The sequence below is a fragment of the Streptomyces sp. NBC_01077 genome, assembly GCF_045162855.1.
Classification (GTDB): Bacteria; Actinomycetota; Actinomycetes; order Streptomycetales; family Streptomycetaceae; genus Streptomyces.
On record NZ_CP108669.1, the window covers coordinates 447,351 to 460,002 of the forward strand.

11 protein-coding genes and 1 pseudogene are annotated in these 12,652 nt (G+C 66.9%); 3 read left to right on the top strand and 9 right to left on the bottom strand.

What is annotated here, in order from left to right; genetic code table 11:
* Positions 1-457: 457 nt before the first annotated feature.
* Positions 458-1,672, bottom strand: coding sequence for an RNA-guided endonuclease InsQ/TnpB family protein (locus OG462_RS01965; protein WP_406053902.1), 1,215 nt, complete (start codon positions 1,670-1,672; stop codon positions 458-460).
* Between the two features lie 52 nt (positions 1,673-1,724).
* On the opposite strand from OG462_RS01965, the gene tnpA reads away from it, so the two are divergent.
* The gene (gene tnpA / locus OG462_RS01970) at positions 1,725-2,153 is read left to right on the top strand and encodes an IS200/IS605 family transposase (protein WP_406053904.1); all 429 of its coding nucleotides are present in this window, start codon (positions 1,725-1,727) and stop codon (positions 2,151-2,153) included.
* Between the two features lie 384 nt (positions 2,154-2,537).
* Here the strand turns inward: tnpA and OG462_RS01975 are convergent, their stop codons facing one another.
* From OG462_RS01975 to OG462_RS02000, 6 genes are all read right to left on the bottom strand, one after another.
* Complete coding sequence (locus OG462_RS01975) at positions 2,538-2,750, bottom strand: hypothetical protein (RefSeq protein WP_406053906.1); 213 nt, start codon at positions 2,748-2,750, stop codon at positions 2,538-2,540.
* Between the two features lie 270 nt (positions 2,751-3,020).
* The gene (locus OG462_RS01980) at positions 3,021-3,407 is read right to left on the bottom strand and encodes a hypothetical protein (protein ID WP_406053908.1); all 387 of its coding nucleotides are present in this window, start codon (positions 3,405-3,407) and stop codon (positions 3,021-3,023) included.
* Positions 3,408-3,648: 241 nt separating this feature from the next.
* Complete coding sequence (locus OG462_RS01985; RefSeq protein WP_406053910.1) at positions 3,649-4,491, bottom strand: class I SAM-dependent methyltransferase; 843 nt, start codon at positions 4,489-4,491, stop codon at positions 3,649-3,651.
* Positions 4,492-4,532: 41 nt separating this feature from the next.
* Positions 4,533-5,633, bottom strand: coding sequence for an ABC transporter substrate-binding protein (locus OG462_RS01990; RefSeq protein ID WP_406053912.1), 1,101 nt, complete (start codon positions 5,631-5,633; stop codon positions 4,533-4,535).
* A complete protein-coding gene (locus tag OG462_RS01995; RefSeq protein WP_406066308.1) occupies positions 5,633-6,343 on the bottom strand; it encodes an ABC transporter permease in 711 nt (236 codons plus the stop codon). Before OG462_RS01995 ends, OG462_RS01990 begins: the two co-directional genes overlap by 1 nt.
* 161 nt (positions 6,344-6,504) lie before the next feature.
* Positions 6,505-7,341, bottom strand: coding sequence for an ABC transporter ATP-binding protein (locus OG462_RS02000; RefSeq protein WP_406053914.1), 837 nt, complete (start codon positions 7,339-7,341; stop codon positions 6,505-6,507).
* A gap of 1,037 nt (positions 7,342-8,378) precedes the next feature.
* On the opposite strand from OG462_RS02000, the gene OG462_RS02005 reads away from it, so the two are divergent.
* Positions 8,379-8,927, top strand: coding sequence for a hypothetical protein (locus OG462_RS02005; protein WP_406053916.1), 549 nt, complete (start codon positions 8,379-8,381; stop codon positions 8,925-8,927).
* Positions 8,928-9,096: 169 nt separating this feature from the next.
* The gene (locus OG462_RS02010; RefSeq protein ID WP_406053918.1) at positions 9,097-10,914 is read left to right on the top strand and encodes a S8 family serine peptidase; all 1,818 of its coding nucleotides are present in this window, start codon (positions 9,097-9,099) and stop codon (positions 10,912-10,914) included.
* A 529-nt stretch (positions 10,915-11,443) separates the two neighbouring features.
* Here the strand turns inward: OG462_RS02010 and OG462_RS02015 are convergent.
* On the bottom strand, positions 11,444-11,689 hold the full coding sequence (locus OG462_RS02015) for a DUF5954 family protein (RefSeq protein WP_406066310.1): 246 nt from the start codon (positions 11,687-11,689) through the stop codon (positions 11,444-11,446).
* A 10-nt stretch (positions 11,690-11,699) separates the two neighbouring features.
* Positions 11,700-12,542: pseudogene (locus OG462_RS02020) on the bottom strand (DUF5954 family protein); the annotation flags it as partial.
* Between the last annotated feature and the right edge of the window lie 110 nt (positions 12,543-12,652).

Here is a 12,652-nt window from a genome sequence, read left to right on the forward strand (position 1 = left end):
GCACCCCACCGCAGCCGCAGCGCCGGGAACGGACCCGCACTTCAGACCCTGGCACGCGGGTGCCTTCATGGTCCCGGCGCCGTGTCGAGAGCGCCGGGGGCAGAACCTGTGCCTGTCCGCCCAACGGGTCCCGCACCCGGGTCGTACGGATGCGCCGTCACCACGCGCAGCGTGCGGCAGCCGCCCGCCCAGAGCAGTGACCGTCGTCGGGCGCTGCGGCTGCGAGTCGGCACGCACCGCGCCCAGAAGTCCGCCACGCATCCGACTCGGTCGGCCCGCACGCCACCGCATCTGTGCTCGGGCCGGAAACGGCATGACCGCCGAGTGCCGGTCCGACTGACACCGCCCGATGAACAATCACTGTCCACCACCAATGAATCCACCCAGCGGCTGCCGTCAAGGTGGAGGGACAGGCCATGAGGTGACTCCTCCCCCTCATGAATGAGGGGGCTTCTCGCTATGCCGGTGGGGCTTCGCGACGGACCAGCCCGGCCCGTAGAACATTGATCGCTCCCACCGTGTCCGCGTGCGCGGTGTGGCCGCAGGCGACGCAGTGGAACTTCTCCTGGGTGGGCCGGTTCTCCTTGGCGACGTGCCCGCATGCGGGGCAGGTCCGGGAGGTGTTGCGGGGGTCCACGGCGATCACTTCCCGGCCGGCGCTTTCAGCCTTGGCGGTGAGGATCGTCAGGAACACCCCCCATCCGGCATCCGAGATCGAACGGTTCAGCCCGGCCTTCGCGGCGGCCCCGTTGGGCAGAAAGCCGCCCGGCTGTTCGGGGTCGGACCTCGGCGCGGGGGCCTTGACCATGTTGCGGATCCTGAGATCTTCGTGCGCGATGACGTCGTGTGCGCGGACCAGGTCCAAGGCGGTCTTGTGCGCGTGGTCGAGCCGCTGACGGCGGACCCTGCGATGCAGATCGGCAACCTTCCGAACGGCCCGCTGGTGATTTCCGGTGCGCCTGTCCCGGCGCACGCGGGGGAACCGGGCGAGGGCCCGCTGCGCGGCCTCCAGTTTCGCGGCGGCCTTCCGCCCGTGACGCGGGTCGGGAACGAACCCGCCGCCCGAGTCGGCGAGGAAATGGGCGATGCCCATGTCGATGCCGGCCACGGACCCGGTCTGGGGCAGCGGCTCGGGGGCGGCCTGCTCGGCGGTCAGGATCACGTACCAGCGCTTGCCCTCACGCTTGACGGACACGGTCTTGACCTTGCCGGCCACCGGCCGGTGCTGGTGGACCTTGACGTGCCCGACGCCCTGGAAGCGGACGCGGGTGGCGGGGGCGTGCGGGGCGGCATCCCAGCGGCAGCCGTCACCGTCCTTGGGAAAGTCCACCGTGTCGAACCAGTTCACCCCCCGGAAGCGCGGGTAGCCCGGGGTGTCGCCGGCCTTGACCCGGCGGAAGAACGCCGCGAACGCCTTGTCTAACCGGCGCAAGGTGGCCTGCTGGCTGGAGAACGACCAGCGGCCCTGACGCTCCGGATCGAACGCCCGGATCTCCCTGAGCTGCGCGGACTGCCGCCCGTATGTGACGCTCGTCTTCGAAACGTGCCGCCAGGCGCCGCGGCGTTCCTGGAGCGCCCCGTTGTAGAGGGAGCAGTGATCCCGCAGCATCTCGCCGAGCGCGACCTGCTGGCCCACGGTGGGCCGCAGGAGGAACTTGTACGCACGGATCACCCGACCCATCCCCCTCCCACGCCGGTTCGCTCGATCACCATACATTTGGCGGATGTCACCACGCTGGGAACCTGACCCCGATATTCGCAGGGGAAACCACGTCGTCTACAACCTCCATGCCCATTTGGTGTTCGTCACCAAGTACCGGCGTGAGGTCTTCGACGACGACATGCTGACCCGCTGCGAAGCGATCATGCGGGACGTCTGCGAGAAGTTCGAGGCCGAGCTGAGGGAGTTCAACGGCGAGGGCGACCACGTGCACCCGCTGGTGCACTACCCGCCGAAAGTTGCCCTGTCCAAGCTGGTCAACAGCCTCAAGGGCGTCAGCTCCCGCTACCTACGCGCCGAGTACACCGGCCGGATCAACCGCATCGGCATGGGCTCGGTCTTCTGGGCTCCCTCGTACTTCGTGGGCTCATGCGGCGGGCCGCCCCTGAGCATCGTCCGGGAGTACATCGAGAACCAGAAGCGGCCGACCTGACCGTCACCCCGGAGGCGCAGAGAACTCCGGCGCTTCGCGCCTCCGGGCCGAGGATCGGATTCCCGCCCGGCCTGAAGGCCGGGATTCCCTGCGAAGATCAAGGGATGGGGCGCCAGACGATGACCCCCGTGGGCAAGGTCCCGTTCAACCTGGCAATGTCTGCCCGGGCGTTGGCGCGTTGCCCCGGAGTGTGACCCTGCGAGGGCATGCTCCGCAGCGCGTGCCCTCGTGGCTGGCTCCTGTACGTCCGGGAACAGGAGCCAGCCAGGCCCAGACCCGTTTGCGCTTTCCGGGCCAGGTTCATCAGCACTCTAGAACCTATTAATCTGGTTTCACCGAAAATACGTGAGTGTGTCGGCAAGACCAGGACTTTCTTCGCCCAGGTCACAAGGCGCAGGGTTTCCACCGGTACAAGCCCCGGATCTGCCAAGCGGCTTCGGGTCCCGCCGGCACGGTCCGGGGCGCACCACCACACGCGATCTTCAGCACGTTCACGCTGGAGAGCGCTTTGGTGACGCATCCGTCCTCGACGAGGTGATCCGGGTCGAGGCCGGTCATGGGACCGTAGGCGGACAGGACCAGCAGCAGGTTCTTCACGACGCGGGGCCCGGGATCCACTTGTCCCCGGCGGCACCGTAGCCTCGTGGCCAAGCAGTGCTCGTCGGCAGCGCGTTCGTATCCGCAGCCGGACACCAGCGCCTGCACCAGGCGGCCGAAGGCCACCGCGTCAGGAGGCGCTGGGGAAGACCGGTTCCGAGCTGCTGACGGGCACCGTTCCGGCGCTCGCTCCGCACGGCCTCCGCACGGCTGCCCTGTATTTCTCAGGGGAGGCCTGCTGATGATCCGCTGCCAGTTCGTTGACGTTCATCAGCGCCGATTCGGCGTCACGCGTTGTGCTCGTTGCTGGGGGCTCGGGCTTCTACCACCGGCGCGCCGCACCGCGGCCCGGATACCCGCGGTCCGCCAGGACTCCGACGGCATCTGCGGTGCCCTGGAATCAGCGCCGAACTTCGCGACGAGGGGATGCGGATAGACCACGAACGCGTCGCAGGAATCATGCGGATCCTCGGAATCGAGAGAGTCCGTCAGCGCGAGCGCGGCTGGCGCCGGGCCACCGTCGCGGCCCAGGCCGTGGCAGAGGCACAGGGTCTGGCTGGCCGTGACTTCACCGATCGCGTGAACACGAAGTACGCCGACGGCGTCACGCACTTGCCGGTTCAGTGGCGCGAGGCCGCTCCATCGTGCAGCCGTCATGGATCTGTGCTCACTCCGTCAGGCCGGATGGGCGATCGCCCGATCAGATGTGAACCGGGCTTGTCTTCTACGCCCTGGCGGCCGCCGGGCGGAGCCGCAGCTCCTCGCCATCACCAGGAGTCTCCCCGGCAGCCAGGCATGACCCGCTGCCGGGGAGACTCCCCCGGTGCCGGAGCACACCGTGCCACGCCGGCACTGAGGCTCCCGGGCATGAGAAACATGCAGGGCCATGCTTCCGGCTTCAGCTGTTCTCGAGCCCGGCAGGCTTCCGGCCTCTGACACAGACGAACTCCCAGGAGAGTGAGGCGGCCCGGAGATCGGCTGTGAACTGGCGGAACCGGCGCATTTCGTCTTCGGTGACGCCGGCGGCGATCATTCTGTCCCGAACCAGATTGACAGCCACCCAGTTCAGTTCCGCACCCGGGCTCCCTCCGGTCCAGTTCTCTGCGTGGTCTGTCATCCGGAGTCGTTCCAGCCCGCTGGCATACATCGCCGCGTAGACCTTGTGCGCCCAGTCGTCTTCGATGTCTGCATGGTCCATCACGATCTCTGTGAACCTGTGCATGAGCCGCCCGAAGAGGGCCGAATCGTCTTCGGACGGGCTGTTCAGCACACGTAGCGGCCGTTGGCTGAATTCTCCGACCACTAGCCATCCCCCGGGCGCCAGGGCATCGACAAGCTCGCCAAGCAACTGCCTGCGGTTGGGCAGGTGGGACAGGGTGAGACGTGCGTGGATCAGGCTGTACGGGCCACGGCAGCTCTCTGGGAGGCCCAGCTGCAGGTCGTGCCGGACGATGCGCACGTTCGGTGCAGGAGTAACGAACCGGGGATCCCGGTCGACGGCGACGACCTGTCCCGTGGGACCCACCCGCGCGGCCAGCCGCCTGACCATGGAGCCCCCGCCTGCCCCCAGTTCCAGGCAGGCAGCCCCGCCGGGCAGAGGCAGCTCGTCGATGAAGTTGCCGGTGATGGGGTCGCAGTACGCTTCCAGACCGCTGAACATCCTGAGGAAAAGTGCGTCATCGCTCCCTTCGTATGCATAGCCCTTCAGTTCCCGCTCTCTCGCCGGTTCTTGGCGGCTCACGGCTCCTCCTCGGCACATCGGATGCGGCAGGCCAGATTCACCTACTGCTCACCTGCAACCTTTCGGGCCAGATTGAGGTCCACAATCCGCTCGGGCGGAAGGGGTTCTTTGTAGGAGAGCACTCCTCCGGCGTTCAGCCATACGCCCTGCAGGTCCAGGGTTGCCTTCTCGGCAAAGGCGGACTGGAAGTCGCTGGTGAACTTGAAGGGCGTCTCGGTCTTGGTAAAGACGTCCGAGGGAACCTTCATCGCCTTCGAGAGGGCCTTCACCACTTCAGGATCCTTGTGGTAGTCGCCGTCCAGGTACGTTCGGTGTGTACGGAGGACGGCTCGCATGATCGCCTCAGCCACCTCAGGCTTCTCCTCCATGAAGCGCGTGGGCATCATGTATGACGCGACGTTTCCTCTTGTGCCGGTCACATAGCGCGATTTTCCCGATGCTTCGACCTGCTGCCAGAAAGGTCCGAGGAGGTAGGCTCCGTCGACGGCCCCTTGCTTCATGGCAACGACGGTGTCGGGCGGGCTCATGTTAACGATCTGAACGTCTTCGAGACTCAGGCCGATGCTCTGCAGCCATTTACTGGCGGACCCGGCAGTTGACTGTCCAATACCGATAGGGCCGAGTACGAGCTTCATGCCCCGGACTTTCTCAGGGTCGACCTTTCCATTTGCGTCGAAGTACTTGTTGCCGATCCAGATCCCTTCCTTGATTTCGCCGATCGTGTCATACATGAAGCCCACGACACGATACGTGTCACCGCTCGAGATTCCGTTGAGAGTGGCAGCGGTCAGACCGCTGGGCTGGAATTGGATACGGCCTTGGGCCATCGATGTCAGGGTTTCAGTCGTGGGCAGCACCTGAACGGACACATCCAGGTTCTCCTTCTTGAACTCGCCCATCTGGTCTGCGAGCAGAACACCGGCAAAATTCTCGGCAAGAGCTGCCATCGCGATGGTGACCTTTGTGTTCTTCGCCAGAGGCTCGGGAGCAGGCGCACCGCCGTCTTCGGTGACGGCCGGCGCCGGCTGTGACTTTGGCTGCGCAGCCGCGTCCTTGCTTTCGGGTGACCCGGTACAGGACACCAGCGGGAAAGCCAGTGCCACAAGCAGAGTCCCCGAGCAGATCTGGGTGTTCCGGTTCATCAGCGCTCCTCGTTCCAGGGGGTGAGGCGTCTGCCCAGCATGACGACCAATTGCGTAAAAACGACACCTAGGATGGATACAGTAACGATTCCCACATACATGCGTTCCGTCAGGAGCAGAGACCAAGAATTCCAGATCAGGAAGCCCACTCCTTGATCACCTTGCGTGAACTCTGCGGCAACCATGACGAGAACGGCGGCACCACTGGCCAGCCTCAGTGCAATGAATATCTGGGGAAGGGCTGCCGGAAGCAGCACATGTCTCACCATTTGACGCCGGTTGGCACCCAGGCACAGTGCGGCCTGACGGTAGGAACTGGGGATGGAAGCCACTGCGGCAATGGTCGGGATCAGCACGAGGAAGTAGGTACTCGTTGCGATGAGACAGATCTGTGGGGCGGCACCAAACCCGAAGATGATGAGGAAGAGGGGAAGCAGCGCGATCTTCGGAACTGTCCACAGCGCGTAGATGAGCGGGCCGGTGGCAACCCGGACCAGCCGGGTCAACGCCACAGCCAGACCAGTCAGCGCTCCCCCTGCCGCCCCGATAGTGAAACCTATTCCTGTATTTGTCATGCTGTAGAGCACTGCGTCGTAGAGCATTCCGTCGCCCATCATTCCGAGCCCCGTACGCGCAATATCAATCGGCGCCGGAAGGAAGTCCCCATCTATATGTCCTGCAGAGGACATCGCCTGCCACACCAGAAGCATCACGCACGGCAATCCCACGGCACAGGAGAACTCGGTGATCCGGCGGAATCTGAGATATCTGCGAGGATTCCGCTCCATGTCCCCTGGCCGGATGGTGATCAGTTCCGTCTCCCGGCCTCGTGCCGGGTCTCCTCTTCCCTGCAACACAAGGCAGCTCCTGTTCATCCGTCCGCGGGAAGCGGCGGGACCAGAGTTCCCCCTGCTTCCTGAAGAGTCCGCCAGATCTGCGCTTCGATCGCACCAAATTCCTGATGCGATCGAATAGAGAAGTGCCGAGGCCTCGGGAAAGGAATTTCTATGGCATCACAGACAACGCCGGGCCTGGGGCCGAGAACTATCACCCGATCGCCGAGAAAAATAGCTTCATCAAGGCTGTGGGTGACGAATATGACAGTCCGCCTGTCATTCTCCCAAAGCCTCACCAGCTCAAGTTGCATATTGAGCCGAAGCTGTGCATCGAGCGAGGCGAATGGCTCATCCATGAGGAGCACTTCAGGATCGACGGCAAGAGCTTGACCGATGGCAACTCTCTGCCTCATCCCGCCCGACAGTGTCGCCGGATAGGCATCCGCAAAATCTGCTATGCCAAGTCTGCGCAGCAGCTCGTCCACGCGCTGATTTCTATCGCTCTTGGACGGCCGAGGAGACATAATGTCAAGGCCGAATCGAATGTTCTGCCGAACCGTTTTCCATGGAAAGGCATTGTGATCCTGGAACACCATGGACAGAAGAGTCCCGGCCCCCTCTTTCCTGATCTCCACGGAACCAGATGTCGGTCGAATAAGCCCTGCCAGTATCCGTAGCAGGGTGGACTTCCCGCATCCCGACGGGCCGACAACACAGATGAATGCACCGTCATCGATATCAAGGCTCACCGGGCCCAGGGCCTTGACTTCGCGGCCGCTGCTCAAAAACGTTCTGCTGACATCCCTGATGGCGACCCTTGGACCCGTGACTCTGAGTCCGTCTGCCTGACTTCCGGCGGGTTGATCGAACATCTCGGCGCACCATCTCGTTCACTGAGGGGTGCCGGCCTCGGCGCATTCAGGATGCGGAAGCAGCGCAGCACCTTCCTCGAAGAGTCCTGGGAAGGCCTGGACAGTTCAGACGGTAACCGAGAGCCCGCTCGTCAGCAATCCCGGGGCGCTGACCAGATTGCGAGGTTCTGTCACGCCATCAATATCCGTCATTTCAGGTCCCGTCGGCAGCAGAATTGTTCGGTTCCGCCCAACCTTGGCCAAGGAAACGAACCTTGGCTGCCGGTATTGAGTAGTGACTACTCAAATCCCGGTCTCCGGCTGCTCGGCTGAGGTGTTCCGCACCCAGGCCTGCTGTTTCTGAACGTGTCGATCCGCACCCGGGGTCGTGGAGCGCCGGCCTCAGCCGTCCGTTCCGCCCGTCACGCTGCGCAGGCTGCATCGGACGTGACATACGGACGGCGGTGCGGTGCTGCCCGCCGTTTCCGAGCGGGTCACCAACACAGTTGCGCATGCCGAGCCGCCGCTCGCGCCGCATCCGCACCTTCAGTGGGGCGGCCGGGGGCGGGTGTGGGGCGCCGATAGCGGCCCCGCCGCGCAGGAGGGCGCGTGGGACGGGCTCTTGCGCGGATGCCGAGCACGGGCCGCGGTATCGGCATCGTGGGCACTCTCAGCGGCGCCCACGGCGCCCGCACACACTCGGGTGCCACTCCACTGGGCACCATCGCCGCTTCACACACGCCTCACGGCCCCGCCCGCCCTGATGCGGAGCCCGGCAGGCCCTTCCGGCCTACCGGGGTATGTCATGTGTGTCGGGCCGCCCCCTTCGCCGTTCTCCGACCGGGGGTGCGTGCGTCCTGTGCCGGTGATCTCATGCGAGGCCCTGCTACAGGGATGGTGGCCGTTCCCTTCCGGTCCGGGGCGGACATTGGCGAGCTACTCCTGATGGGCGTATGTCCCGGAATGTGTTCTTGGTCGGTTGGTGGTTTGCTGCGGGTGCGGTGGGCCGGGTTCAGGATCCGCCGTTTCTTCCGCCGGAACTCAAGGAGGAGTCCCGCATGTCCGTCTACACCTCTCAGCAGATCGGCCAGCCGCAGACGCAGCAGCCGTACGGCTACGGCCAGCAGTTCAGCCAGGCCCCCTTCGCTCAGCAGCAGCCCTGGATGGGGCAGGGCCAGGATCTGGGCCAGCAGAGGCCGGGGCAGTTCGGTCAGCAGGGGCAGCAGGGGCAGCAGGGGCAGCAGCAGATGTATCTGCTGATGACAGAGCTGTCGCTGAAGTGTGCGGCGAGTGCGGTGTCGGCGGTGGTGGAGCAGCTGCGGATGGACCCGCAGATCCTGATGGGGATCCAGTCGCAGGGGCAGATCCCGCCGCACGTGTTCGGTCAGGTGCTGAGCGAGTGCGCCCGGCGGATCGCACCCATCATGCACATGGCCCTGGGTCAGATCGGCGGTCAGGGGCAGTCGAGCCCGTACGACCAGTCCGGTCAGGGGCAGTTCGGGCAGCAGCCGTGGGAGCAGCAGACGCGGGGCCAGTTCGGGCAGTTCCAGGGCATGGGGCAGGGTTCGTTCGGCCAGGGGCAGTTCGGGCAGCAGCCGGGCATGTGAGACCGGGCCGGGCAGCGTGGCACCCTCGTAGAGGGTGCCACGCTGCCCGGCCGGATGCGCGCCGTGCCGGGCCTGTGAGGTCTGGGCGGTGGGCGGGAGCGGAGGCGTGGGTCCTTTGCTCCCGCCAGCGACCTCTTCGGGACACAACAGGTGAGACGGCGGTTGGCTGATGAGTGAGCAGGACGGCAGTGGCGTGAAGCCGGGCAACGGCACGAGCGGTGCGAGGCCGGGTAATGGCGGCAAGGGTGTGAAGCCCGGCGGTGTGCAGAGCGGGATGGGGACACCTTCCCGGGCCGCAGGCCCGCCGGCCGGCGGGCGGAGCGAGGAGCGGCGTGAGCCGGCCGCGCCGCAGAGCCGGGCGCAGGATGTGCGGCTGGGGTGGGGGCGGTATCTGGTGGCGCCGCGGCCGGTGGGGCTGCTGGCTGTCGGGGTGCCGCCGATCGAGGCCTCTGCGCTGTTCGCGCTGCTGGAGGAGGACCCCGATGTGGAGCCGGTAGCGCAGGTGCGTCCCTCGCGTTCGCATGGTCTGGGCGCGATCGCCGAGCCTCACCCGGCGTGCCCGCCGGTGGCGGTGGTGGCGATGCCGGATGAGCGGGCCCGCGCTCTGGCGGCGAACCCGCAGGTCGTCGTCGAGATCGACCAGCCCCTCTCCTACGCCCCTATCCCGGTGCTGGGCAGTGTGAGCGCCGTACCGCTGCTGGATCCCATGCTGGCGGTGCCGCTTGAGGAGCCCGAGCACATCCGGGTGCTGGTCACGGGCAGCGATGGCGATGTGCTGACCGGCGCGCATGTGTGGGCGGTCGGTGCGGCGTCGGCGCACGGGGTGACCGGCCGCGACGGGCGGGTGAGCCTGCGTCTTTCCGCGGATACTCCTGCCACCCTCCAGTCGCTGTATGTCCGCCCGGTCAGTGGCTATTGGCCGCTGCGCATCGACCGTCCTTGCCCCACCGGCGGCAGTGGGGAGATCACCGTCGAGGTGCAGGCACTGGCGGAGACGTTCGAAGGGTTTCCCGGGCGTGCGGTGACCGGCTGGGGAATCCAGGCGATGCGGCTGCACCAGCTCCCGCCCACCTACCGCGGCCACGGCATCAAGATCGCCCTGCTGGACTCCGGCGTGAACACCTCCCACCCCGATCTCAAAGACACGGTCCAGGCGGGGCGTGATTTCACCGGCCCGGACGGGGCGTGGCAGAGCGACGCCACCGGACACGGCACCTGGTGCGCCGGCGTGATCGCGGCAGCCGACAACCACAGCGGTATCACCGGGATCGCCGCAGAGGCTGAGCTGCACGCTCTGAAGCTGTTCCCCGGCGGACGTGTAAGCGACCTGCTGCAGGCTGTGGACTACTGCATCGCCCACGACATCGACATCGCCCAGATCAGCCTTGCCTACACCGTCCCGTCCCAGCTGGTGGCGTGGAAACTCATGGACGCGCACGCCGCCGGCATCACGGTCATCGCCCCGGCCGGCGACACCGCGGGACCGGTCACCCACCCCGCCGACCTGCCGGGCGTTCTGAGCGTCGGGGCGATCGCCCACACCGGCGCCTACCCCGCCCGAAGCCCTCTCGAGGCCACCCGGCCGCCGTGGCCCGGCTTCTACCCCGCCCCCTTCACCCCCGCCGGGCCCGATGTGGACCTGGTCGCACCCGGCACCGCCATCATCACCACCGCACTCGGCGACGGTTACACCCCCGCCGACGGCACCGCGATCGCCGCCGCCCACGTCACCGGACTGGCCGCCCTCCTGCTCGCCCACCACGACCACCTGCGCACCCAGGCCATCCCCCGCACCCCCGCCCGCGCCGGCCACCTCCTCGCCCTCCTGCGCATCGCATGCCGCCCCCTGCCCGGCACCGACCCCACCCGCCTGGGCGCGGGAATCGCCGACGCCCCCACCGCGCTGGGCACACCGGCGCTCTGGCAGCCGGAACACGGCACCCACCCGATGTACGCCGCGGCCGGCGGCCCCTACCTCCGCACCTAACACTCGCTAACCCCATGCTCCGTTCCCGGCGCACCCATCACAGCCGCAGCGCCGGGAACGGACCCGGACCGGTCCTGCCAGGGGCTCACCGCCTCGGCGCCGAGCCTCCTGGCAGGTGTCTCTCCTGCCTCCTGGCGGGACATGTGGGTTTCGGGACTCTGCGCCGCCTGGGGGCCCTCGGGCGGCCGAGATCGTGCTGGCCGAGTCGGCGAGCAGCCCTTCGGGAAAGCGACCCGGAGGCCCTGCTCATCAACCCCACGGAGCTCGCCGACCTCGAGGTAGCACGAGGCACCTGCTGTCGGTTCTCATGAGCACAGCCACTGGGGGGTCGCGCAACCCGGCACATGGAGCTCAAGGCGTCGGAGCCCGGTACAGGGATGCGACACAGGCGTGCAGCCGGTCAGCCCAAGCCGGCTGCGCTCTGGGCATCAGAAATCCCGTGGGTCGCGTACCGTCCCGCACGACAGCCGGACTTCGATCTCGGCCTCCTCGACGGAGTAAGGGGGGTGCGGTGACGGTCCCGTATGTTTCACGAGGCGTCTTCTTCCTCCGTGGGCTCTTCGAAATGGATGGTCCCATCCTCGTCGATACGCGGGTGGAGGGCCCGGGGGGCGTGCGTGTTGATGTCGGACGGGCGGGGGCCTTCCGGCCCGTCGGAGCCCCAGCGCAGCAGGCGGCGGGCCCGGGCGATCCTGAAGACGGTGCCGTGGACCTCGACCTCGTCGAGCCTGCCTGCCTGCGCGCAGCCGGTCCGCCGCCTCGGCGAACACCGCAAGCTCGGCGGCCAGGGGACCGGTGTTCTCGGCGACCATGGTGCGCGCGTCGACGTCTCTCTCTGCGTCGCGCGGGATCAGACCTCGCTTGCGCGGTTCCCACCAGGCCAGGGCGAAGGCCAGGGTCCGGCGTGCGTCGTGGACGGTGGCATGCAGACCGCTGCCCGGCGTCCAGGACTTCTCACCCGACCGCTCGATGATCAGGAACGCCACCGGCATCAGCACGACATCGGGGTGACTCTCCAGAGCCCGCGCGGAGTCCTGCAGTACGGGGCCGGGAAACCTGGTGTCGGAGTAGACCAGGGAACGCAACGCCAGCCGCTCCGCCGCCTGAACGGGAGAAAGGGGTGCGTCCGGGTCCAGGACGAGATCGCCGTCCACCCTCGGGCCGCGGGCGCCCGCCCCGGAGCCCCAGCCAGGAATGAGAGGTCCGAAGTCGGTGGGCCATGGCATTTCGATGTCGCCGTGCGCATCGAGAGCCACGTACTCCTCCGCCCGCACGACGCGATAGCGCATGCCGAGCACGGTGAGCTCGTCGACGTACTCGCTCTCCAGCCGGGCGACCACCGCCAGCAGCGCACGCCGTTCCCGCCTGCTGTCCGCCTCGTCCTTGGCCCGGAACCAGAACCGCGAGTTCAGCCCGTCACGGGCCTGCTGCGGACAGCCGTGGGTGACCTCGACGACCACACGCCACCGTTGACCGTCGTCCTTGCCCTGCGAGGCCACCCCGAACAGCGGTCCCCGTACGGCCAGAGCGCTGCTGCGTACCGCCGCGCCAAGAGTACCGGCCTCCATCACGACCTCAACCGGCCCCACCACAACCCTCACCACCGGCCACGCACCCATCTCACTCATACCACCATCGTCGCGGCAACTCTGCGCTCACATCATGGTTTCACCGGAATATCCCCTACACCAGCACCCCCGGTCGGCCGGAGAAAACGACGACGCTCTCGTCCTCACAC

Bases quoted from the DNA above. Each gene is read 5' to 3' on its own strand.
- OG462_RS02000 (WP_406053914.1), bottom strand. From the start codon at position 7,341: ATGTTCGATCAACCCGCCGGAAGTCAGGCAGACGGACTCAGAGTCACG.
- tnpA (WP_406053904.1), top strand. From the start codon at position 1,725: ATGTCACCACGCTGGGAACCTGACCCCGATATTCGCAGGGGAAACCAC.
- OG462_RS02010 (WP_406053918.1), top strand. From the start codon at position 9,097: ATGAGTGAGCAGGACGGCAGTGGCGTGAAGCCGGGCAACGGCACGAGC.
- OG462_RS02005 (WP_406053916.1), top strand. From the start codon at position 8,379: ATGTCCGTCTACACCTCTCAGCAGATCGGCCAGCCGCAGACGCAGCAG.
- OG462_RS01990 (WP_406053912.1), bottom strand. From the start codon at position 5,633: ATGAACCGGAACACCCAGATCTGCTCGGGGACTCTGCTTGTGGCACTG.
- OG462_RS01980 (WP_406053908.1), bottom strand. From the start codon at position 3,407: ATGACGGCTGCACGATGGAGCGGCCTCGCGCCACTGAACCGGCAAGTG.
- OG462_RS01995 (WP_406066308.1), bottom strand. From the start codon at position 6,343: ATGCTTCTGGTGTGGCAGGCGATGTCCTCTGCAGGACATATAGATGGG.